Annotated in this window: 14 protein-coding genes; 12 read left to right on the forward strand and 2 right to left on the reverse strand. The window is 64.1% G+C overall.

Features of this window, described 5'->3' with window-relative positions; translation table 11 throughout:
* The first annotated feature begins 12 nt into the window (after nt 1-12).
* Nucleotides 13-3,369 (forward strand): AsmA-like C-terminal region-containing protein, encoded by a 3,357-nt coding sequence (locus CFR71_RS00465; RefSeq protein WP_239020211.1) that lies wholly within the window; start codon nt 13-15, stop codon nt 3,367-3,369.
* A gap of 223 nt (nt 3,370-3,592) precedes the next feature.
* On the opposite strand, the gene CFR71_RS00470 is transcribed toward CFR71_RS00465, so the two are convergent.
* Both CFR71_RS00470 and CFR71_RS00475 read right to left on the reverse strand, forming a co-directional pair.
* Complete coding sequence (locus CFR71_RS00470; RefSeq protein WP_110525649.1) at nt 3,593-4,906, reverse strand: MFS transporter; 1,314 nt, start codon at nt 4,904-4,906, stop codon at nt 3,593-3,595.
* Between the two features lie 43 nt (nt 4,907-4,949).
* Nucleotides 4,950-6,287: a dicarboxylate/amino acid:cation symporter gene (locus CFR71_RS00475; protein WP_110525652.1), complete on the reverse strand. Its 1,338-nt coding sequence runs from the start codon at nt 6,285-6,287 to the stop codon at nt 4,950-4,952.
* Nucleotides 6,288-6,555: 268 nt separating this feature from the next.
* Between CFR71_RS00475 and CFR71_RS00480 the strand changes: the two genes are divergently transcribed.
* The 11 genes from CFR71_RS00480 (at nt 6,556) to rpoB (ending at nt 23,358) form a co-directional block, all read left to right on the forward strand.
* Complete coding sequence (locus tag CFR71_RS00480; RefSeq protein ID WP_110526543.1) at nt 6,556-7,878, forward strand: DNA recombination protein RmuC; 1,323 nt, start codon at nt 6,556-6,558, stop codon at nt 7,876-7,878.
* A 52-nt stretch (nt 7,879-7,930) separates the two neighbouring features.
* Nucleotides 7,931-8,668 carry a response regulator transcription factor gene (locus CFR71_RS00485; protein ID WP_110526544.1) on the forward strand — a complete coding sequence of 246 codons (738 nt, stop codon included), beginning with the start codon at nt 7,931-7,933 and terminating at the stop codon, nt 8,666-8,668.
* Nucleotides 8,655-10,070, forward strand: a complete 1,416-nt coding sequence (locus tag CFR71_RS00490) for a sensor histidine kinase (protein ID WP_110526546.1) — start codon at nt 8,655-8,657, stop codon at nt 10,068-10,070. Before CFR71_RS00485 ends, CFR71_RS00490 begins: the two co-directional genes overlap by 14 nt.
* Nucleotides 10,071-10,256: 186 nt before the next feature.
* Nucleotides 10,257-13,439, forward strand: coding sequence for an efflux RND transporter permease subunit (locus CFR71_RS00495; protein WP_110525654.1), 3,183 nt, complete (start codon nt 10,257-10,259; stop codon nt 13,437-13,439).
* A complete protein-coding gene (locus CFR71_RS00500; protein ID WP_110525657.1) occupies nt 13,436-14,734 on the forward strand; it encodes an efflux RND transporter periplasmic adaptor subunit in 1,299 nt (432 codons plus the stop codon). Before CFR71_RS00495 ends, CFR71_RS00500 begins: the two co-directional genes overlap by 4 nt.
* Complete coding sequence (locus CFR71_RS00505; protein ID WP_110525660.1) at nt 14,731-16,359, forward strand: efflux transporter outer membrane subunit; 1,629 nt, start codon at nt 14,731-14,733, stop codon at nt 16,357-16,359. The genes CFR71_RS00500 and CFR71_RS00505 overlap by 4 nt, the downstream gene beginning before the upstream one ends.
* A 106-nt stretch (nt 16,360-16,465) precedes the next feature.
* Nucleotides 16,466-16,900 carry a 50S ribosomal protein L11 gene (gene rplK / locus CFR71_RS00510; RefSeq protein ID WP_110525663.1) on the forward strand — a complete coding sequence of 145 codons (435 nt, stop codon included), beginning with the start codon at nt 16,466-16,468 and terminating at the stop codon, nt 16,898-16,900.
* A gap of 5 nt (nt 16,901-16,905) precedes the next feature.
* The gene (gene rplA, locus CFR71_RS00515) at nt 16,906-17,601 is read left to right on the forward strand and encodes a 50S ribosomal protein L1 (protein ID WP_110525665.1); all 696 of its coding nucleotides are present in this window, start codon (nt 16,906-16,908) and stop codon (nt 17,599-17,601) included.
* Between the two features lie 300 nt (nt 17,602-17,901).
* On the forward strand, nt 17,902-18,420 hold the full coding sequence (gene rplJ, locus CFR71_RS00520; RefSeq protein WP_110525668.1) for a 50S ribosomal protein L10: 519 nt from the start codon (nt 17,902-17,904) through the stop codon (nt 18,418-18,420).
* A 102-nt stretch (nt 18,421-18,522) separates the two neighbouring features.
* Nucleotides 18,523-18,897: a 50S ribosomal protein L7/L12 gene (gene rplL / locus CFR71_RS00525; protein WP_110525671.1), complete on the forward strand. Its 375-nt coding sequence runs from the start codon at nt 18,523-18,525 to the stop codon at nt 18,895-18,897.
* 288 nt (nt 18,898-19,185) lie between these two features.
* Complete coding sequence (gene rpoB, locus CFR71_RS00530) at nt 19,186-23,358, forward strand: DNA-directed RNA polymerase subunit beta (protein WP_110525674.1); 4,173 nt, start codon at nt 19,186-19,188, stop codon at nt 23,356-23,358.
* Nucleotides 23,359-23,407: the final 49 nt, after the last annotated feature.

Consider the following 23,407-nt stretch of genomic DNA (forward strand, 5'->3'; position numbering starts at 1 on the left):
ACCTGGTCAGCAATGGCGACATCGCGCGCATGGGCACGCGGGTGCAACGTGGACGTCATGACGCACGACGGTCAAGATACGTCCCCGCCCCCCCGCGCCCCGAACGGGCGGCTGCGCCTGATCGGGTTGCGGGTGCTGCGGGTGGTCATATGGACGCTGCTGGCCTGCATCGTCCTGCCTGCCGCACTGCTGCTGGTCCTGACGCTGCGCCTGTCCACCGGGCCGATCGACGTGACGCCGGTCGTGCGGCTGATGACGCCGCTGTCGGTCGTGCATGCGCCCGATCCCACCGGCCGGCTGGGCCGCCTGACGGTGGGCCGCGTGCTGGTGGGGTGGAACGCGCTGCATGCGGGGATCCGCGCGCCGCTGGAGGTCTGGGCGAGCGACGTGACCATCATGAACGCGGATGGCAGCATCTCCAACCGCATCAGCCATGGCCATGTCGTGGTCAATACCCCGGCACTGGTCCATGGGGACGTGGTGCTGCACCACCTGTCGGTAAGTGACGTCCACCTGACGCTGGAACGCAGCACGGACGGCGAAATCGGGATCGACCTCGGTCCCGACATTCCCGATGACAACAGCCATTCCCACAGCCGCCCGGTTGACCTGTCGCGCCTGCGGCGGCTGATCGTCTCGGACGCGCAGATAAAATTCACCGACCACATCTCGGGACAGGTATGGCAGACGCGCGATGCCTCCGCGAACCTGCATATCGTGTCGCATGACGGGCAGGTCGGGGCGAGTGGCTCGGTCGGTTTCATGCTGGTGGGCAGTGGCAAGCGCCTTATCATGCGGGGTGAGGGGAACGAGGCTTCCCCCGGCCATATCGACTGGACGGTGAAGTTTGATCCGGTCAGTCCCTCGGCCTTCGTGCCGGGACAGAAGGACGTGGCGGCGCTGGACCTGCCGGTGGGCGGGACGCTGCAGCTGTCGCTGGCGTCCGGCGGGGCGGGGCAGTTCATGACGCCGCGGACGCTGGGCGTCTACCTGAAGGTCGGCAATGGCGCCATTACCACGCGCAAGAGCGGCAGGCTGCTGGTCGGCGACGGGGAGGCGCATCTGGTCGCCTCGTTCGATCCGGGGGGGCAGGATGCGCCTTTCGACGGCCCGTTCCGCGCCACGCTGGAAAAGATGGTCGTGCACCTGCGCGCGCCGGGCCATCCCGACGACGATGGCAGCGGCCCCACCCTGACGGCGACGGCAAGCCTGCATGCCTCCTCCCTCGTGCATCCGCGCGATCTGGGCATCGGCATCTCGGCGGAGGCGCTGGCGCTCGATTTCTCGACGCTGGGGGATTTCTGGCCGGTGGGCGCGATGAAGGGCGCGCGGCGCTGGGTCACGACCAACATCACGAAGGGGCACGTCAGCGAGCTTCAGGCGCGCGTGGGGCTGGTCAGCCACGACGGGTGGAACAACCTCGACCTGACATCGCTGACCGGCGACATCCGCGCCGACGGGATGGAGCTGTACTGGCTGCGCCCGATCCCGCCGCTGCATGACATGGACGCCCACCTGACGTTCGAGGGGCCGGACGAAATCGCGATCAGCTTTGGCCACGCGTACCAGCTGGTTGACCGCACCGACCGCCACGTCAACGCGACGGGGGTCGGCCGCATCGAGGTCGGGCCGGGTTCGATGCTGATTACTGGCCTGATGAAAAAGGTCCAGATGGGCGACATCAACACCACCCTGCAGGGCAATGCGCGCGATATCCTGGCCCTTCTGGCCGAACCCCGGCTCAACGTCCTGTCGCGCCACCCGATGACCTTTACCTCGCCTTCGGGCAAGGCCAACGTCTCGCTGCATATCGCGCTTCCGCTGGATGCCCATGTCAAGCTGGCGCAGATCGACCTGCGCACGCATACCGATCTGGCGCAGGTGCATCTGGGCAATGTGGTGATGGGGCGTTCCCTTGATGCCGGGCGCTTCGGGATCGACGCGTCGATCGACGGGCTGCTGCTCAAGGGGACGGGCAACCTGTCGGGCATTCCGTCAACGATCCTCTATACCATGGATTTCCGCGCCGGGGCGCCCGACCATGCGGTCGAAAGCGCGAGCGTGCAGGGATACCTGACGCCCGGCGGCGTGCGTCGCGCCGGACTGGACACCGGGGAGCATTTTGGCGGCAGCGCCGCGCTGGATGTGGATTATGACCGGTATCCGGGCGGAAAGGCGCAGGTGGACATCGACCTCGACCTCAAGCGCTCGGCCCTGACCATCCCGATCTGGAGCAAGCAGGTGGGCGAGGACGCGAATGCCTCGGTCGTCATAAACCTCGATCACGGGCGCGTCGCCTCGATCGAGGACATACGCGCGGTGGGACCGGAACTGCTGATTGACGGGCATGCCGAAACGGCCGAGGGGATGAGCCGCCGCCTGATCCTGCACGGGTTCCGCGTGGGGCGTTCGAACGGCAACGCCATCATCACCATCCCGGCGGGGGAAAGGGATCCCTATGGCGTTTCCGTCGCGGCCCGCGTGCTCGACCTCTCGCCGCTGCTGGAATACCAGAAACAGAACGAGAAGGCGGACGGGGCGGCTGCGAAGCAGGCGAAGGGATACCATATGCCCGAAGCCGCCAGCGGACGGGTCAGGAGCGCGCCGGGGCGCAGCTGGAACATCAATGTCGATGCCCGTACCGTCTTCTATAACAGGACGCAGTCGATCCAGGGCGTGCACAGCCATCTGGAGGATGATGGCGTCCGCCTGACGCGCGGGACATTTTCCATGACCGGCCCGACGGCCGCCACCGCGACGCTGGTCCCGCACGGGCAGAGCCGCGTCCTGTCGATGCACATCGCCGATCTGGGCAGCCTGCTCAAGGCCATGAAGCTTGGCGACAGGATGGAAGGCGGGCAGGTCGACCTGGAGGGATCATTCGACGATGTCGACGCCAGTGCGCCGTTTTCGGGACAGCTGAGCACCGGCCCGTTTGTCCTGCGGCAGGTGCCCTCCATCGTGCGGATGGTGAACAATGCCTCCATCTACGGATGGATGAAGGCGCCGCATGCGCCGGAATTCCAGGTGGAACATGTCAAGGTGCCCCTGACGTTCCGCGACGGCGTGGTCAATATTACGGACGGGCTGGTCAGCAACGCCTCGCTGGGGGCGACGGTGGCCGGGCGCATCAACCTTGACCAGGCGACGCTGGACCTGGACGGGACGATCATCCCGGCCTTTGCCGTCAATGCCGCGCCCGGGCACCTGCCCGGCGTGCTGGGATGGCTGTTCAGCCCTGAAAAGAACGGGGGCGTGGTCTCGGCCACGTACCAGATCAGCGGGTCGTTCGATAACCCGAGCGTGCACGTCAACCCCTATGCCCTGCTGCTGCCCGGCTTCCTGCGGAACCTGGCCCACCTGCACTGAACCGGCGCGTCCTGAACCTGTGCGCCCTGAACCAGTGTGATGGACTGCCGCGCATATGCGGGCAGGCAGCTTAGGGACTGTTTGAAAACAACCTGCTGATAATAAATTACAAAAGTTTTTGGGTGCCGCCTTTTTTCAGAAAGGCGGTGTCCTTTTGAAGCTTTTTGCTAAAAGCTTCACAAAAAACTTTTATTATTTCAGTGAGTTGTCAGGTCTGGCTGTTTCAGACACTCTCTTGCGTGCCGGATGTTATGCTGTCACGCGCGGGCAGGAGGAAGAGGACCGTCAGCAGGGAACAGGCGATGCAGCCCGTGACGTACCAGTAAAACCATTCCTCGTGCCCGGCTTCCTTGAACCACAGCGCGACATATTCCGCCGTGCCGCCAAAGATGGAAACGGTCAGCGCATATGGCAGCGCCACCCCCAGTGCCCGGATGCGGGTGGGAAACAGCTCCGCCTTCACCACCGCGTTGATCGAGGTGTATCCCGAAATGCACAGCAGCGCGACCACCACCAGCAGCAGCGCCATGCGCGGGGAGTGCGCCTGTCCCAGCGCGTGCATCAGCGGAACGGTAACGATGCAGCCGATGACCCCGAACGACAGCAGCAGCGGCCGCCGCCCCACGCGGTCCGACAGCGCGCCGAATGCCGGCTGCGCCAGCGCGAAGATCGCAAGCGCCGTGGTGGAGACGACCGTGGACTGTTCCCGGCTCAGCCCCGTCGTGTTGACGAGGTATTTCTGCATGTAGATGGTGAAGGTATAGAACGCGACCGTCCCGCCAAGGGTCAGCCCGCAGACCGAGATGACCTCCCGCGGGTGGCGCAGCAGCACGCGCAGGCCGCCCGCCGCCGCGGGATCGCGGGTGGCGTTGCGGAACTGTTCGCTTTCGGCCATGCCGCGCCGGAACCACAGGACCGAAAGCGCCAGCAGCGCGCCGATGCCGAAGGGGACGCGCCACCCCCATGCCCCGAGCTGTTGCGGGGTCAGGATGACGAACTGCAGCAAAAGCAGCACCACCAGCGCCAGCAGCTGCCCCGCGACCAGCGTGACATACTGGAAGCTGGCGTAAAATCCGCGCTGTGCCGGGGGGGCGATTTCCGAAAGGTACGTGGCGCTGGCCCCGTATTCCCCGCCAAGGCTCAGCCCCTGCACCAGCCGCGCCAGCAGCAGGATGGCGGGTGCCGCGATGCCGATGCTGTCATAGCCGGGGCATAGCGCGATCGTCAGCGATCCCGCGCACATTGCCAGCACCGATATGCTGAGCGCAAAGCGGCGGCCGTGGCGATCGGCCACCAGCCCCATGACCCATCCCCCGATCGGACGCATCAGGAAGCCGATGGCGAAAATCGCGGCCGTGCGCAGCAGTTCCGCCGTCTGGCTGCCATGGGGGAAGAAGGCATGGGCGAAATACAGCGAAAACGCCGCATAGACGTACCAGTCGTAATATTCGATCAGGTTGCCCGATGAACCGGCAACGATGCTGCGTATCCGCTGGCGCGTCGTCAGCGTGACGTCGGGGGAAGGGGGAATGTGCATGGATTGGGGTATCTTGCGTCCATGAAGGGCGGGGATAAGGGGATCAGGCGTTTTCGGCGCTGCCGGCGATGATGGGGCGTTCGGCCTCTTCCTCGGGGATCAGGCCGGCCATCGCGGCATGGAGGCGCTTTGTATCCAGTTCCCTTTCCCAGCGGGCGAGGACGATGGTGGCCACCGCATTGCCGATGATGTTCGTCAGCGACCGGCATTCCGACATGAACCTGTCGATCCCCAGGATCAGGGCCATGCCGCTGACGGGCACGTCCGGCACCACCGCCAGCGTCGCGGCAAGGGTCACGAACCCTGCCCCGGTCACGCCCGCGGCGCCCTTCGAACTGATCATCGCCACAAGCAGCAGGGATATCTGCTGCCCCAGCCCAAGGTCCACGCCCGTCGCCTGCGCGATGAACAGGGCGCACAGCGACATGTAGATGTTGGTGCCATCAAGGTTGAAGGAATATCCCATCGGGATCACCAGCCCGACAACCGATGGCGCGCATCCGGCATTTTCCATCTTGGTCATCAGTGACGGCAGCGCGGATTCCGACGAACTCGTCCCCAGCACGATCAGCAGTTCCTCGCGCAGGTAGGCCAGCAGCGGCAGGATGCGAAAGCCGTTATAGCGCGCAACAAGCCCCAGCACGACGATGATGAACAGCGCCGAGGTCGCATAGAATGTCAGCACGAGGAAGGCGAGGTCCAGCACCGAGCCGATGCCGAAGCGGCCGATGGTGAACGCCATGGCCCCGAACGCCCCGATGGGGGCCGCCAGCATGACCAGCCGCACGACGCCAAAGACAAGCTCCGTCAGCTGTCTGAACAGCGACAGGATCGCATGCCCGCGCGATCCCATGTGCGACAGGCTGATGCTGAACAGGATCGCGATCAGCAGCACCTGAAGGATATCGCCCGAGACGAAGGCGCTGATGACGGTGTCGGGGATGATGTTCAGCATGAACCCGCTGAAGGTATGGGCCTTGGCCTGCGCGGCGAAGGACGCCACGGCCTGCCCGTCCATCAGGGCGGGATCGGCGTGCACGCCGGCACCGGGCCGCACGATATTGGCTACCAGCATCCCCACCACCAGCGCAAGGGTGGAGAAGGTCAGGAAATAGACCATCGCCTTCCCCGCGAGGCGCCCCGCCTTGCCCAGGTCCGACAGGCCGGCCACCCCGGTCACCACCGTCAGGAAGATGACCGGCGGGATGATCATTTTCACCAGCCGTATGAAACCGTCGCCAAGCGGTTTCAGCGCGGTCCCCGCCTGCGGCCAGAAATGGCCGATCGCGATGCCGGCGATCACCGCGACGATCACCTGGAAATACAGGCTTCGGAACAGGGAGCGCGGGCGCGCCGTCGTCGTCGGGGGAACGTGGATCATGCGGTTGGGGCCCTGGTGAGGAAACGGTCCGGCCATGCCGGGGGAAACAGGATGGAGGGGCAGCCTATCGCGCCCGTGGCGTGTGCGGGATTGAAAAGCTGGTGACCTGCCGGAAGGCGGAACGGTTCCGGCATAGCATGAAGGGCTGATATTCCAAAAATGTATGGTCGGGCTGCTGTATCTGCATTACAGGCTATGGACATGTTTTGTTCTTTTTGAGGAAGGATATGGGCTTGGGGGGACATTCGTCTTGTTCGACACGCTGACAATGATCGCGATATGGACCTCGGCGCTGTGCGCGGCGGCGGCCTGCCTGCTTCTTTTCGCGCTCCTGCGCCAGCGCGATGGCGGCCGGGGGGATGGGGACCTGCTGGCGCGGCTGTATGTCATGGTCGAGCGCGAAAGTGCCGCCCGCATGGCCGATGCCGAGGCCCAGCGCGCGCGCCTTGCGGAAATCGAGCGCGTGCTGACCGCCCGCCTGGAACAGCGTCACCAGGACACGTCGCAGGGGCTAGGCCGCATCGCCAGCATCGTCAGCCGGGAAATGGGCGAGATGCGCCTGAGCCTGTCGGAGGCCCTGCGCGCCATGACCGCCGACAGCGCCACCCAGCTCGAGGCGATACGCGAGGCGGTCAACGAACGCCTGCATGAGGCGGTGGAACGCCAGATGCAGACATCCTTCCGCCGCGTGCTGGAACAGCTGGCCTCCATGCAGCAGGCGATGGGCGAGGTTTCGGCCATGACCGCGCAGGTCGGTGACCTCAAGCGTCTGTTTTCCAATGTCAAGACGCGTGGCGGATGGGGGGAGGCGCAGCTGCGCGCCATCCTGGACGATGTCCTGCCCGAAGGGGCGTATGAGGCGAACTGCCGCCTGAGCGACAAGAGCCGCGAGGTGGTGGAATTCGCGGTGCGCATGCCCGTCAAGGCCTCCGTTCCCCCCGTGCTGGCCATCGATTCCAAATTCCCGACCGAGGCGTACGAGCGGCTTTTGCAGGCGGTGGAGGATGTAAATCCCGATGCCGAACGCGCCGCGCGCCGCGCGCTGGAGACGACGGTCAGGATCGAGGCGCGCAAGATCGCCGCCAAATACATCCTGCCCCCCGTCACGGTGGAATTCGCGGTCCTTTACCTGCCGACCGACGGGCTGTATGCCGAGGTCGCGCGCATTCCCGGCCTGATCGATGAAATCGGGCGCACCAGTCGCGTCATCATCATGGGGCCGGGGCTGATGCCCGCGATGCTGCGCACGATCCACCTTGGCTATGTCACGCTGGCGCTGGAAAAGCGCACCGACGATATCGCGCGCCTGCTGGGGGCGACGCGTCAGGAAATGCTGCGCATGGACGGGGTGCTGGAAAAACTGGCGCGCAATGCCTCCGCCATGAGCAGTTCGATCGACGAGGCCCGGCGTCGCACCGGCGCCGTCACGCGGCAGCTGCGCGATCTCGACACCGCGTCCTTTGCTGCAGACGCGTCAGCTGACGATCCCGTGCGGCGCGACGGGCACGAAGCCGGGGCAGAACCCGACGCGGCGGGTGGGCAGGACGCGCCCGCGGCGGCTCACCGCGCCGTGCCGCTTCCTTTCGAGTGAAAGGGATTTTAATAGCTGCGGGTACCCATCCTCCCGCATATTCGGAGTTGTCATGACAGGTCCCGACACATCCGATCGCGTTGAAAACGCGGCTTCTCCCGTCATCCCGACCGGCCCGAGTGTCCTGTTGGTGGAAGATGACGTCAAGATCGCGCAGGAAGTGGCGGAGGAACTGGAAAGCCGGAACTTCAGGGTGCGGCACGAAACCTCCGGCTCCGCGGGGCTGGAGGTCGGGCTGGCGCATGATTTCGACGTGATGATCGTCGATCGCATGCTGCCCGAACTCGACGGGCTCAGCCTGATCGAAACCCTGCGCGAACGTCAGGTGCGCGCGCCCGTGCTGGTGCTGTCCGCGCTGTCGGCGGTCGATGACAGGGTCAGCGGGCTGAAGGCGGGGGGCGACGATTACCTGACCAAGCCCTTTGCGATGGAGGAGCTTGCCGCGCGGCTGGAGGCCCTGCTGCGCCGTCCCACCAATTCGCGCGAGACGATGCTGCGCGCCGGTCCGCTGACGATGGACCTGATCGAACGCACCGTGACGCGCAACGGGGAGCGGATCGACCTGCTGCCGCGCGAATTCAGGCTGCTGGAATACCTGATGCGCCGCCCCGACCAGGTGCTGACGCGCAACATGCTGCTGGAGGATGTGTGGAATTACCGCTTCATCCCGCAGACGAACCTTGTGGACGTCCATATCGGCAAGCTGCGGCGCAAGGTGGACGAAAATGGCGGACCTTCCCTGATCCAGAGCATACGTGGCGCAGGGTTCATGCTTCGTGTTTCTAAATGAACTGTTCCGGACCGCGACATTCCGCCTGACGCTGGCGGTTGTCGCGGCCATGATCGGCTCCGCCGCGTTCCAGTTCTTCCTCGGCTACAGCCAGGCCACGGTGTTCGAGGCGCGGCGTTCGGACACGCTGCTGTACCGCGAAGCCGCCCTGCTGCAGACCGAAAGCCAGGAGGACCTTGAACGCAAGGTCCGCGACCGCGCGACGGATGACCTGCGTGTCATCATGAACGTCACGACACTGTTCGATCATGACCATCTTTACATTGTCGGCGACCTGCATGACTGGCCTGAAGGGCTGGTGGCCGATGGCCACGTCCATGAAATCAGCCTGCAGAACACCGACCATTCCCCCGGTTCGCCCGGCGTCCTGCGCATGCTGGCGGTCAGCGTGCGGGGGGGGCGTTTCCTGGTGCTGGGGCGAAGCTGGCACATGCGCAGCGAACTGCGCCTGATGATGCGCCATTCGCTGCTGGTTTCCATCGTGCCGACCGTGCTGTTCGCCCTGATGACCGGCATCGTGCTGAGCCATCGCGCCCTGGCGCGCGTCAAGGACATGCACGAGGCCATCGACCGCATCATGGAGGGCGACCTGCATGAACGCCTGCCGGCGGGGCGACAGCGCGACGACCTGCAGCGCCTGGCGGGCAGCGTCAACAGGATGCTCGATCGTCTCGAACGCCTGATGGACGAGATACGCGACGTGGGCAACGATATCGCCCACGACCTGCGCACGCCGCTGACGCGGGTGCGGGCGCGGCTGGATCGCGCGCGTTCCGCCGGGCATTCGGCCGAGGCGCTGCGCAACGTGATCGCGCGCGCCATCGATGACCTCGATCAGTCGTTTGCCGTCATCACCGCGCTGCTGCGCATTGGCGAGATCGAGAACGGACGCCGCCGGGTGGGATTCGGGACGGTGGACCTCGACGGTCTGGCCACCGACATCATCGACCTTTACGAACCCATTGCCGAAAGCAAGGGAATCGTGCTGCGCCATACCCCCGGGCATGGCGTCATGCAGGTGCTGGGGGATCGTGACCTGCTGATCGAGGTCCTGGCCAACCTTGTGGACAATGCCATGAAGTTCACGCCCGAAGGCGGCCACGTCACCATCCGGACCTATGAGGACGCCGATGGCGTGTCGCTGCAGGTGGAGGATACGGGCATCGGAATCCCGCCGCAGGAACGCAAGGCGGTGACGGGGCGTTTCTACCGGTCCGACAAAAGCAGGCATGTCCCCGGCAGCGGGCTGGGGCTGAGCCTCGTGCTGGCGATCGTGCAGCTTCACAATGCCGTCCTGCGCATTGGCGCCGCGCGGCGCGACCCCGATCTGCCGGGCGCTGTTTTTACAATCTGTTTCGTTGCCGCATCGCATGCGCTGCCCCCGCCGGACGAGGCGGCGTGAAGACATTAAACAGAAATTTCATTTGTCTGGGGCGTCCCCCATTTTAACACCGAAGGGGGACGGAGAAATTATGACGATGTACACGAACACATTGCCGGACGCGGGCGGGGGGGCATTCCCGTCCATGTCCGCGATGGGACATGAAGCTGGCGGCCCTGCTCCAGCGTCGGGGGAAACAAGCCGCGTATGAATGGTATCGTTGTTACCGCGCTCAAGCGGCCTTACACGTTTGTCGTCCTGTCCATCCTGATTGTGGTTTTCGGTGTGCGCGGGCTGCTGCGTACCCCCACCGATGTGTTCCCCAGCATCAACATTCCCGTCGTCGCCATCTGCTGGACCTATACCGGCCTGATGCCGGAGGACATGTCCGGGCGCGTCGTCTATTATTACGAACGCGCGCTGACCGCGACGGTCAACAACATCGAACATATCGAAAGCCAGTCCTATTACGGGCGCGGCATCGTCAAGGTCTTCTTCCAGCCCGGCACCGATACCGCCGTGGCGCAGACGCAGATCACCTCCGTTTCGCAGACCGTCATCAAGCAGATGCCGGCGGGCATGACCCCGCCGCTGGTGCTGACCTACAACGCCTCGTCCGTGCCGGTGCTGACGCTGCAGGTTTCGTCTGAATCGATGACCGCCTCGCAGATTTACGACATGTCGTCCAACCTGATCCGCCCGGCGCTGGTGTCGGTCGCGGGGGCGGCCATTCCCAACCCGTATGGCGGCCAGCCCGGCAACATCATGGTCGACCTTGACCAGACGAAGCTGCTGGCGCACGGCCTGTCGGCCACCGACATCGGCAACGCGCTGGGCAAGCAGAACATCGTCCTGCCCGCCGGCGACCAGCAGATCGGCGCCTTCGACTACATGGTGCAGACCAATGCCTCGCCGGAGGAGATCGACACCTTCAACAACATGCCGATCAAGCAGGAGGGGAACTCCGTCGTCTACCTGCGTGACGTGGCGTGGGTGCATGCCGGCGGGCCGCCCCAGACCAACATGGTGCTGGTCAAGGGGCATCAGGCGGTCCTGATCGTCATCATGAAAAGCGGTGACGCCTCCACCCTGTCGGTGGTCAGCGGGATCAAGGCGCTGCTGCCCGGGATCATAAAGACGCTTCCCCCCGGGGTGAACATCACCGTGCTGGGCGATGCCTCCACCTTCGTGAAGGAGGCCGTGCGCGACGTGGTGCAGGAAATGGGCACCGCCGCCCTGCTGACCAGCCTTGTCGTGCTGCTGTTCCTCGGGTCGTGGCGATCGACGGTCATCATCGCGACCTCCATCCCGCTGGCGATGCTGTGTTCGGTCATCGGGCTGGGCGCGGCGGGGCAGACGATCAACGTCATGACGCTGGGCGGTCTGGCGCTCGCGGTCGGCATCCTTGTCGATGACGCCACCGTCATGATCGAGAACATCGACGCCCATCTGGAAATGGAAAAGGATCTGGAAACCGCGATCATCGACGCGGCGAACCAGATCGTCATCCCGACCTTCGTCTCCACCCTGTGCATCTGTATCGTGTGGATGCCGCTGTTCCAGCTGACGGGGGTCGCGGGCTGGCTGTTCATGCCGATGGCCGAGGCCATCATCTTCGCGATGATCGCCTCCTTCATCCTGTCGCGCACGCTGGTGCCGACGATGGCGAAATACATGCTCGCCGCGCAGGTCGCCGCCCATCAGGCGCTGGCCAGTGGAAAGGCCCAGCCATCGCAGAGCATCTTCGCGCGGTTCCAGCGCGGGTTCGAAGCCTATTTCGTGATTTTCCGCAACCGCTACCGCGACCTGCTGATGCACCTGCTGGCGACGCGCCGGCGTTTCGTGCCGCTGTTCTCGGTGCTGGCATTCTGTTCGCTGGGGCTGCTGTATTTCGCGGGACAGGATTTCTTCCCCGAAATCAATTCCAACGCGCTTGCGATCCACATGCGCGCGCCGCTCGGCACCAAGATTGCCGAGGCGGGCAAGATTTCCATGCTGGTGAATGACGAAATCGGACGCCTGCTGCCCGGCGAGGTGGAGGGCATCGTCAATAACTGCGGCCTGCCGTTCAGCCCGCTCAACCAGGCATTCATTCCCACGCCCACCGTCGGCACGCAGGACTGCGACCTGACCGTGACGCTGAAGGATGAGGAAGCGCCGGTCGCGCAGTACCGCGCCATCCTGCGCAAGGGACTGGCGGAGAAATTCCCCGGCACCGAAATCACCTTCATGCCCGCCGACCTGACGGCCAAGATCCTCAATTTCGGGCTGCCCGCGCCGATCGACGTGCAGGTGTCGGGGCGCAACCTGTATGGCAATTTCGATTTCGCGCAGCACCTTGCCAGCCGCCTGCGCAAGATTACCGGCGTGACCGACGTCACGGTGCAGGAACCGATGAATACCCCGACCCTGCGGGTCAATGCCCGCCGGACCTACGCGCTGGGCACCGGCCTTACCGAAGCAGACGTGGCGAACAACGCCCTTGCCGTCCTGTCGGGCAGTGGTCAGGTCTCGCCCACCTACTGGCTGGACCCCAAGACCGGGGTGTCGCATCTGGTGGACATCCAGACGCCGCTGCAGTTCCTGCAGACGATGAACGACCTGGAGACGATCCCCATCGACCGGGGCGACGGCAACCCGCAGAACCTGCCGCCGCAGATCCTTGGCGGGCTGAGCCAGATCGTGCAGACGGGCACGCCGGGGGAGGTCGCGCATTACAACATCATGCCGGTCTTCAACATCTATGCCACGAACGAGGGGCTGGACCTTGGCACCGTCTCGCGCGAGGTGGAGCGCGTGGTGAACGAGGAACGCGCATCCCTGCCGCGCGGTTCAAGCCTGTATGTCCGTGGCCAGGCGACGACCATGAACGGTGCCTATGTGCAGCTCATTTCCGGGCTGGCGATGTCGATCCTGCTGGTTTACCTGATCATCGTCGTCAATTTTCAGTCGTGGCTTGATCCCTTCATCATCATTACCGCCCTGCCGGGCGCGCTGGCCGGTATTTCGTGGAGCCTGTTCCTCACGCATACCGCCCTGTCGGTGCCCGCCCTGACGGGGGCGATCATGTGCATGGGCACGGCGACGGCGAACTCCATCCTTGTGGTCGCCTTCGCGAGGGAGCGGATGGACCTGCATGGCGATGCGATCAAGGCGGCGATCGAGGCGGGATATGAACGTATCCGCCCCGTCCTGATGACCGCGTCGGCCATGATCATCGGCATGCTGCCCATGTCGCTGAGCAATTCGCAGAATGCGCCGCTGGGCCGTGCGGTGATGGGCGGCCTGATGGTGGCCACCTGCGCCACGCTGCTGTTCGTGCCGTGCGTGTTCGCGCTTATTCATTCAAGAAAATCCAAGACCACGACTGCCGAGGGAGAACGCGCATGACGGGCGCTGATGATAGCAAGGGCCAGCGCGGGCGCGGCAGCAGGATCTGGGTCGGACTGGGCGTGGTCGTGGTGGCCGTCGTCGTGGTGGGCGGGATCGTCGAACGGCGCATGCATGTCGAAAGCCTGAGCCGCCAGACCGCCGACGCATCCATTCCACGCGTGCAGGTCATTTCGCCCGAACATGGGCCAAAGACGCGTACGCTGGACCTGCCGGGCAACATTTCCGCGTGGTACCAGGCCCCGATCTATGCCCAGGTCTCGGGCTATGTGCAGATGTGGTACAAGGATATCGGCGCGAAGGTGAAGGCGGGCGAAATCCTCGCCACCATCGACACGCCGGGCCTGGATGCCCAGTACGCCGCCTCCAAGGCGAATTTCGACGTGGCGATGGCGCGGTACAAGCTGGCGCAGATCACGGCGAAACGCTGGAAGGCGCTGCAGGGCACGCAGGCCGTCTCGCAGCAGGAAGTCGATGTGCAGGCCGCCAATGCGGAGGCGCAGGCCGCCGAGGTGGAGGCCGCCCGCCACGAGGTCTCGCGCTATGCCGCGCTGATCGGGTTCAAGCAGATCGTCGCCCCGTTTGACGGCGTGGTGACGTCGCGCCTTGCCGACGTGGGCGATTACGTGAACGCGGGCGGTGGCGATGTGTCCTCCCGCGGGACGGCGACCGAACTGTTCAGCGTGGCCGACGTGCACCGCATGCGCGTGTTCGTGTCCGTGCCGCAGGATTATGCCGACATCATCGGGCCGAAGCTGACGGGCGACATCACCGTGCCGCAGTATCCGGGACGCGTGTTCAAGGCGAAGTTCCTTGCCACGGCCAAGGCGTTCAACGCCGCGACCCGCACCGTGACGACCGAACTGGTGGTCGATAATGACAGGCGTGAGCTGTGGCCCGATTCCTATGCCACGGTGCATTTCACCGCGCCGGGCGATCCCGATATCCTGATCCTGCCCGAAGGGGCGCTGCTGTTCCGCGCGCAGGGGATGCAGGTGGCGGTGGTTGACGACCATAACCGCGTCAGGCTCAGGAACGTCACCGTGGGGACGAACCTTGGCACCAAGGTGCAGATCCTTGCGGGCGTGGGGCTGCATGACCGGGTCGTCAACAATCCCTCCTCCGGCCTGCTGGAAGGGCAGGAGGTGTATCTGGTCGGCTCCACCCCCGGCTATAACGATGCCGGGGCCTCGGCCATGGCAAAGGCGCCGGTTACGGAAAATACGAAAGATGACGACGATGTCCGGGCCATGCCGGCCGATCAGGGGGCGGCGGATACCGGGGCGCGTCGATGAAGGGCAGTTCCATATTGATGCGTAACCGCCACTGGCCGGCGCGGGCGGCCTGCCTTGCCGGATGCGCGATGATGGCCCTGGGCCTTGCGGGGTGTGTCGATCTGGCGCCGAAATACAGGCATGCGCATTACTTCTACCCCGACAACTGGAAGGGGGAGGGCTTCATGCATTATGGCGTGCCCGCCGATGACGCCCCCCGCGGGGACTGGTGGACGGTCTTCAACGATCCCCTCCTCAATGATCTGGAGGAACGTGCGGGACGCCTGAACCCCGACCTGCAGTCCGCGGCCGAGACCTTTACCCAGGCGCGCGACCTGTCGGCGGAGGCGGCGTCCGAACTCTATCCCCAGATCGGCGGCAATGCCGGGGCATCCAACAACCAGGCTTCGCAGCACCGGCTGTGGCGTGGCGCGGGATCCCAGGGTCCGACCTACATGTCGTCGCAGCAATGGGGTGCTACCGTGCGGTGGGAGCCGGATTTCTGGTCCGCGATCCGTAACCGCAAACGCATGCGCCAGCAGCAGGCACAGGCCTCCGCCGCCGATTTCGCCGTGGCGCGGCTGAGCATCCAGTCCGAACTGGCGAACGATTACATGCAGTTGCGTGGCATGGACGCGCAGCACGCGGTGTATCAGGATTCGATCCGCTATTACGAAAAGGCGGTGCAGATCACCAAGATGCGCCAGGCTGGCGCGATTGCCGCGGGGATCGACGTCTCCCGCGCGCAGACGCAGCTTTCGGCGACGCAGGCGTCCGATACCGACCTGCTGGCGCGTCGCGCGGTGATGGAACACGCCATCGCGGTGCTGGTGAATGTCTCGCCCTCGGCGTTCCATATCACGCCAACGTCCGAAATCCGCTTCCCCAAGGTGAAGATCGCAACGGGCATTCCTTCCACCCTGCTGGAACGCCGCCCCGATGTCGCCAGTGCGGAACGCGCGATGGCGCAGGCCAACCGTGCGATCGGCGTGTCGCGGGCCGCCTTCTATCCCCATGTGACCTTCAGCGCCATGGCGGGGTTCATGGATAATGGCTTCACCCTCGATAAGTTCGCCAACGGCATGTACAACTATGCCGCGCAGGCGGTGCTGCCGCTGTTCCAGGGGGGCATGCGGCGCGCGGAACTGCAGCGCAGCTGGTCGCAGTACCGCCAGGCCGAGGACCGTTACCGCGCCACCGTGCTTGCCGCCTTCAAGGACGTGGAGGACGGGCTGAGCCTGACCCACGACCTTGACCGTGAGGCCGCGCAGGAAGGCGACGCGGTCAGGGCCTCGCTGCGCACGCAGAACATGACCATGCAGCTTTATACGGGTGGCCTGACCAATTACCTTGACGTGGTGGTGGCGCAGGTCGCCGCCCTGACTGCCCGCATCGCGGAGGTGCAGGTCGAAACCCGCTACATGCAGGCGCAGGTGGAACTGATCCGCGCCCTTGGCGGCGGATGGGACACCAGCCAGCTGCCCAACCACAAGCAGATCCGTCCCTTTGGCCCGCTGCAATATTCGCACCTGCGGATTCCAAAGAGCGCCGGGGGCGTGAACGTGGACAATGGCCCTGATTCGCAGAACCTCGACATGCCAGCTTTTTCCTCGCAGGGCTTGACAGCTACCCCGAATCAACGGTAGGTGCGCGCCTCTTATCGGAACGCGGGAGGTCTCTTGCCCCTGCCTCATGCAGGCATGGGTGACCGCCAGAACCGCGGTCCGGGTGAAACAGTCAGGAGCCCCGGATATGGCCAAAAAAATCGTTGGCTACATCAAGCTGCAGATCCCCGCCGGCAAGGCGAATCCCTCCCCGCCGGTTGGTCCGGCCCTTGGTCAGCGTGGCCTGAACATCATGCAGTTCTGCAAGGAGTTCAACGCCAAGACGCAGGGCATGGAACCGGGGATGCCGATTCCCGTGGTCATCACCGCCTATGCGGATCGTACCTTCAGCTTCATTACCAAGACGCCGCCGAACACCTACTTCCTGATGAAGGCCGCCAAGATCACCAAGGGCAGCTCCACCGTCGGAAAGGCCGCGAGCGTCGGCAAGGTGACCATCGCGCAGCTGCGCGAGATCGCCGAAGTGAAGATGAAAGACATGAATGCCAATGACATCGATGGCGCCGTGCGCATGCTGACAGGTTCGGCGCGCGCCATGGGCATTGATGTGGTGGAGGGCTGATCCCAATGGCAAAGAACAAGCGTCTGGCCGCAGCGCGCGCCAAAGTCGATGCATCCAAGCTGTATGGTCTGGACGAGGCCATCACGCTGGTGAAGCAGGGTGCGACGGCGAAGTTCGACGAAACGGTCGAAATTTCCATGAACCTGGGTATTGACCCGCGCCATGCCGACCAGATGGTCCGTGGCCTGCTGTCGCTGCCCAACGGCACGGGCAAGACCCTGCGTGTCGGCGTGTTCGCCCGTGGCCCCAAGGCCGAGGAAGCGACGGCAGCCGGCGCGGACATCGTTGGTGCCGAGGACCTGGCCGCCAAGGTGCAGGCTGGCGAGATCGAGTTCGATCGCTGCATCGCCACGCCGGACATGATGGCGCTGGTCGGTCGTCTGGGCAAGATCCTTGGCCCGCGCGGCCTGATGCCCAACCCGAAGCTGGGCACCGTCACGATGGACGTGAAGGGCGCGGTCACCGCCGCCAAGTCCGGTCAGGTCGAATACCGCGCTGAAAAGGCCGGTATCGTGCATGCCGGCATCGGCAAGGCCTCCTTCGAGGAAGGTAAGCTGGCCGAAAATATCCGCGCGTTCGTCGACGCGGTGCAGAAGGCCCGTCCCACGGGCGCGAAGGGGACCTACATCAAGAAGGTATCCCTGTCGTCCACGATGGGACCGGGCGTGCATCTGGATGTGGCGGCACTCGCCGCGTCCTGAATGAAGGATTGTCCCGCCCCCTGACGGGGGAGGGATGGAGGGGGCGGCCTGCGTTCGCGCGGGTCGTGTTCCGAACCTGTCCATGACCGGATGCGGCCTTGTGCCTTGATTGTCCCGGGGAACCTGTTCCCAGGGGCTGCAGCCGGAAGACGGGGATGCCGGATCAGCAGGCGCATGTCGCCTGACACTGGTTGTTCCGTTTGCAAAGGACAGGCGAACCGGGGCGTGCCCATGCCGGGTGCGCACCAAGGGTAAACCCAATCCGTCAGGTTTCCTGACGGATGACGATGGAGACGGGATTTGGACCGTACGGAGAAGCGGGAGTTTGTTGCCTCCCTCGCGGCCGTGTTCGCTGAAACGTCCATGGTCATTGTCACCCGCAACGACGGGCTGACGGTGGCTGATGTGACGGATCTTCGGCGGCGCGTGCGCGCGGCCGGAGCGACTTACAAGGTCGCGAAGAACCGGCTGGCCCATCTCGCCCTGGCAGGGACCCAGTTCGAAGGCATCGCGCCGCTGCTGAAGGGGCCGACCGCGATTTCATGGTCGGAAGAACCCGTGGCAGTCGCGAAGGTGCTGGTCGAGTTCGCCAAAACCAACGAAAAGCTTGTTCTGCTCGGCGGATCGCTTGGTACCCAGACGCTGAATGTCGAAGGTATCAAGGCCCTGGCGGAACTGCCGTCCCTGGATACGCTCCGGGCGCAGCTGGTGGGGCTCATCTCCACGCCGGCAACGCGCGTCGCGGGTGTGCTTCAGGCACCGGCCGGACAGCTTGCGCGGGTTTTCGGCGCCTATGCCAAGACGGGCGAGGCAGCCTAGCCACCTATGTTCCGGTGCGCCGGAATATCAACAAAATGGCACATTTTCGAAATTTCGGGATTGTGTCGCGCCAACCAGTGTATAAATTAGGAAGACTGAATCATGGCCGATCTGAACAAACTTGTTGACGAACTGTCCGCTCTGACCGTTCTGGAAGCAGCCGAGCTGTCGAAGCTGCTTGAAGAAAAGTGGGGCGTTTCCGCCGCTGCTCCGGTTGCTGTTGCCGCTGCCGCTCCTGGCGCTGCCGCTGCTCCGGCTGAAGAAAAGACCGAGTTCGACGTCGTTCTGACGAAGGCTGGCGACAAGAAGATCAACGTCATCAAGGAAATCCGTGGCATCACGGGTCTGGGCCTGAAAGAAGCCAAGGACCTGGTCGAGGGTGCGCCCAAGACCGTCAAGGAAGGCGTCAGCAAGGATGAAGCCGAGAAGATCAAGAAGTCCCTTGAAGACAACGGTGCTTCTGTCGAAATCAAATAAGATGTATCCTGTCAACATTCCTGCTTGCGGATGTTGAGATGATATTCAGGTGAGGGTGGAGATCGCTGCGATCTCCGCCCCCTTGGGCGTTACAGGCACCCTGACCGCAAGGTCTCGGGTGCCTTTGGCGGTAGAAGGGGTCGTCCTCAAGTCATGTAAGGGACGGGTCTGGGGCTGGTCCGTGGTGATGGGCGGCCTGAAAGAATTTCTGGATCTGTGCCTTTCCGTGGCGCGAGGCGATGGCGACGGATGGCACGCAGGTCTGTGTGGATGGGGGCTGGATAGGCGATGAACGCGATTACGAAATCGTTCACGGGACGCAAACGCATCCGCAAGAGCTTCGGGCGTATACCCGAAATCGCTCCGATGCCCAATCTGATCGACGTGCAGCGTGCCAGTTACGAGGCATTCCTGCAGATGAACGTGGCACCTGACAGCCGGACGCCGACCGGCCTGCAGGAAGTGTTCCGTTCCGTCTTTCCGATCAATGATTTTGCCGGACGTGGGCGACTCGAATTCGTCAGCTATGAACTCGAAGAGCCGAAATACGATGTTGAGGAATGCATCCAGCGCGGGCTGACCTTTGCCGCGCCGCTGAAGGTGATCCTGCGCCTGATCGTGTGGGACGTGGATGAGGATACGGGATCGCGCTCGATCCGCGATATCAAGGAACAGCCCGTCTATATGGGCGACATGCCGCTCATGACCGACAACGGCACGTTCATCATCAACGGGACCGAGCGCGTCATCGTCAGCCAGATGCACCGCAGTCCCGGCGTGTTCTTCGACCATGACAAGGGCAAGACCCATTCGTCGGGCAAGTTCCTGTTCGCCGCGCGCGTCATTCCCTATCGCGGTTCATGGCTCGACTTCGAATTCGACAGCAAGGACCTGATCTACGTCCGCATCGACCGCAAGCGCAAGCTGCCGGTGACGACGCTGCTGTATGCCCTGGAAGGCGAGGAATCCCGCGCCGCGCGCGACGCCAAGGCGGCGGAAGGCGGCGATGTCGAGTCCATGGAAATCCAGGGGATGAGCCCTGATGAAATCCTTGGCTACTTCTATGGCCAGGTCGAGTTCATCAAGAGCGAAAAGGGCTGGGCCCGTCGCTTCGACCCCGAAGCATTCCGTGGGCAGAAGCTGCTGGAGCCGCTGGTGGATGCCGATACGGGCGAAATCGTCGCCCAGGTCGACACCAAGCTGACGGCCCGCATGGTCCGCAAGATCGCCGAGACGACGAAGGATGTTCTGGTGGGGCCTGCCGGCCTGATCGGCCGCTTTGTCGCCTTCGACATGGTCAATCCCGAAACCGGCGAAATCTTCGCCGAGGCCGGCGACGAGCTGACCGAGACCCGTCTGGAGGAACTCGAGGCCCAGGGCGTCACCAAGCTGGTCACGCTGGCGATCGACGCGACCAACGGTCCGTGGATCCGCAACACGCTGGCCATCGACAAGAATACGTCGCGTGACGAGGCGCTGACCGACATCTATCGCGTCATGCGCCCGGGCGAGCCGCCGACGCCGGAAACGGCCGAGGCGATGTTCTCCGGCCTGTTCTTCGATCCCGACCGCTATGACCTGTCCGCCGTTGGCCGCGTGAAGATGAACATGCGCCTTGGCGTGGACGTGCCCGACACGGTGCGCGTCCTGCGCAAGGAAGACATCCTGCGCACGGTCAAGATCATGTGCGAGCTGAAGGACGGCCGCGGCGCGATCGACGACATCGACAACCTTGGCAACCGTCGTGTCCGCTCCGTCGGCGAACTGATGGAAAACCAGTATCGCGTCGGCCTGCTGCGCATGGAACGCGCCATCCGCGAACGTATGGGCTCGGTCGATATCGATACGGTCATGCCGCATGACCTCATCAACGCGAAGCCTGCGGCGGCGGCCGTGCGGGAGTTCTTTGGCTCCTCGCAGCTCAGCCAGTTCATGGACCAGACCAACCCGCTGTCGGAAGTCACGCACAAGCGTCGTCTTTCGGCGCTTGGCCCGGGTGGCCTGACGCGTGAGCGCGCGGGCTTCGAGGTCCGTGACGTTCATCCGACCCATTATGGCCGGATCTGCCCGATCGAAACGCCGGAAGGCCCGAACATCGGCCTGATCAACTCGCTTGCGACCTATGCAAAGGTCAACAAGTACGGCTTCATCGAAACGCCGTATCGCATGGTCGAAAATGGCGTCCTGCAGAGCGGGTGGAAATACCTCTCCGCGATGGAGGAGGACAAGCTTGTCGTGGCGCAGGCCGACGCGAAGCAGGACGCGCAGGGCAACCTGACCGGCGAACTGGTGTCCGTGCGTCGTGGCGGCGATTTCCGTCAGGTCCTGCCGGACGAGGTGACGGCCTGTGACGTTTCGCCCAAGCAGCTGGTGTCGGTCGCCGCGGCGCTGATCCCGTTCCTGGAAAACGATGACGCGAACCGCGCCCTGATGGGTTCGAACATGCAGCGTCAGGCGGTGCCGCTGGTGCGTTCCGACGCGCCGCTGGTCGGCACGGGGATGGAAGCCGCCGTCGCCCATGACTCCGGCGCGACGATCGTGGCGCGGCGTCGTGGCATCGTGGACCAGATCGACGGCGCGCGCATCGTGGTGCGCGCCACCGACGACGCGGGCGCGACGCAGGGTGTCGATATCTACCGCCTGCGCAAATACATGCGTTCGAACCAGTCCACCTGCATCAACCAGCGTCCGCTGGTGCGCGTGGGCGATCAGGTTTCGGCGGGCGAAATCATCGCCGACGGTCCTTCCACCGAACTTGGCGAACTGGCGCTGGGCCGTAACGTGCTGGTCGCGTTCATGCCGTGGAACGGGTACAACTTCGAAGATTCGATCCTGATTTCCGAGCGCATCGCGCGTGATGACGTCTTCACCTCGATCCATATCGAGGAATTCGAGGTCATGGCCCGCGATACCAAGCTGGGTCAGGAAGAAATCACCCGCGACATCCCCAATGTCGGCGAAGAGGCGCTGCGTAACCTTGACGAGGCCGGCATCGTCTATGTCGGGGCCGAGGTGAACCCGGGCGACATCCTGATCGGCAAGGTGACGCCGAAGGGTGAAAGCCCGATGACGCCGGAAGAAAAGCTGCTGCGCGCCATCTTTGGCGAAAAGGCATCCGATGTCCGCGACACCTCGCTGAAGCTGCCGCCGGGCACCAGCGGCACGATCGTTGACGTGCGCGTCTTCTCCCGCCGTGGCGTGGACAAGGACGAACGCGCGATGGCGATCGAGCGCGCGGAAATCGAACGCCTGGCAAAGGATCGCGATGACGAGCGCGCCATCCAGGAACGTTCCTTCTACAACCGCCTGCGCGAACATCTGATCGGGCAGACGGCGGGCGCGGGCTTCAAGGGCATCCGTTCGGGCACCCTGATCACCGACGAGGTCCTGTCGGAACATCCGCGTGGCGCGTGGCGCAACATCACGGTGGCGTCCGATGCGGTGATGGCGGAACTCGAGGTCCTGCGCCGGGAGTTCGATACGGCCGTGTCGCGCATCCAGGCGCGTTTCGACAACAAGGTCGAAAAGCTGCAGCGCGGCGACGAACTGCCGCCGGGCGTGATGAAGATGGTCAAGGTCTTCGTCGCGGTGAAGCGCAAGCTGCAGCCGGGTGACAAGATGGCCGGCCGTCACGGCAACAAGGGTGTCGTCTCCCGCGTCGTGCCTGTGGAGGACATGCCGTTCCTTGAGGACGGAACCCCGGTTGACCTGCTGCTCAATCCGCTGGGCGTGCCGTCGCGCATGAACGTGGGGCAGATCCTTGAAACCCATCTGGGCTGGGCCTGCGCCAATATCGGTCGCCAGATCGGCCAGCTTGTCGATACCTACCAGAAGACGGGCGAGAAGCGTCAGGAACTGCTGGATGAACTCCGCTCGGTCTACGGGGAGGAGGCCTTTGCCTCCACCATCGCCGACATGACGGATGGCCAGCTGCTGGAACTGTCGAACAACCTGCGCAAGGGCGTGCCCATTGCGACGCCGGTGTTCGATGGCGCCTCCATCCCCGATATCGAGGCCATGCTGGAGAAGGCCGGCCTGGACAAGTCGGGACAGTCGCAGCTGATCGACGGACGCACGGGCGAGCCGTTCGAGCGCAAGACGACGGTCGGCTACATCTACATGCTGAAGCTGCATCACCTGGTCGACGACAAGATCCATGCCCGTTCGATCGGTCCTTACTCGCTGGTTACGCAGCAGCCGCTGGGTGGTAAGGCGCAGTTCGGCGGACAGCGCTTCGGCGAAATGGAAGTCTGGGCACTCGAGGCCTACGGCGCGGCCTACACCCTGCAGGAAATGCTGACGGTGAAGTCCGATGACGTGTCCGGACGCACTAAGGTGTATGAAGCCATCGTGCGTGAGCAGGATGATTTCGAGGCAGGCATCCCGGAAAGCTTCAACGTCCTTATCAAGGAACTGAAGTCACTGGGCCTGAACGTGGACCTGGAACAGAGCGGCACCTGATCGTTCCATGAGTCAGGTAACGACCCGTCCATACGTTTTATTTTCAGGG

The sequence above is a fragment of the Novacetimonas pomaceti genome, from assembly GCF_003207955.1.
Taxonomy (GTDB): Bacteria; Pseudomonadota; Alphaproteobacteria; order Acetobacterales; family Acetobacteraceae; genus Novacetimonas; species Novacetimonas pomaceti.

Coding starts and splice junctions, on each gene's coding strand:
- CFR71_RS00485 (WP_110526544.1), top strand. CDS start 7,931: ATGACAGGTCCCGACACATCCGATCGCGTTGAAAACGCGGCTTCTCCC.
- rpoB (WP_110525674.1), top strand. CDS start 19,186: ATGAACGCGATTACGAAATCGTTCACGGGACGCAAACGCATCCGCAAG.
- CFR71_RS00500 (WP_110525657.1), top strand. CDS start 13,436: ATGACGGGCGCTGATGATAGCAAGGGCCAGCGCGGGCGCGGCAGCAGG.
- rplA (WP_110525665.1), top strand. CDS start 16,906: ATGGCAAAGAACAAGCGTCTGGCCGCAGCGCGCGCCAAAGTCGATGCA.
- CFR71_RS00480 (WP_110526543.1), top strand. CDS start 6,556: ATGATCGCGATATGGACCTCGGCGCTGTGCGCGGCGGCGGCCTGCCTG.
- CFR71_RS00495 (WP_110525654.1), top strand. CDS start 10,257: ATGAATGGTATCGTTGTTACCGCGCTCAAGCGGCCTTACACGTTTGTC.
- CFR71_RS00465 (WP_239020211.1), top strand. CDS start 13: ATGGCGACATCGCGCGCATGGGCACGCGGGTGCAACGTGGACGTCATG.
- CFR71_RS00505 (WP_110525660.1), top strand. CDS start 14,731: ATGAAGGGCAGTTCCATATTGATGCGTAACCGCCACTGGCCGGCGCGG.
- rplL (WP_110525671.1), top strand. CDS start 18,523: ATGGCCGATCTGAACAAACTTGTTGACGAACTGTCCGCTCTGACCGTT.
- CFR71_RS00470 (WP_110525649.1), bottom strand. CDS start 4,906: ATGCACATTCCCCCTTCCCCCGACGTCACGCTGACGACGCGCCAGCGG.
- CFR71_RS00475 (WP_110525652.1), bottom strand. CDS start 6,287: ATGATCCACGTTCCCCCGACGACGACGGCGCGCCCGCGCTCCCTGTTC.
- rplK (WP_110525663.1), top strand. CDS start 16,466: ATGGCCAAAAAAATCGTTGGCTACATCAAGCTGCAGATCCCCGCCGGC.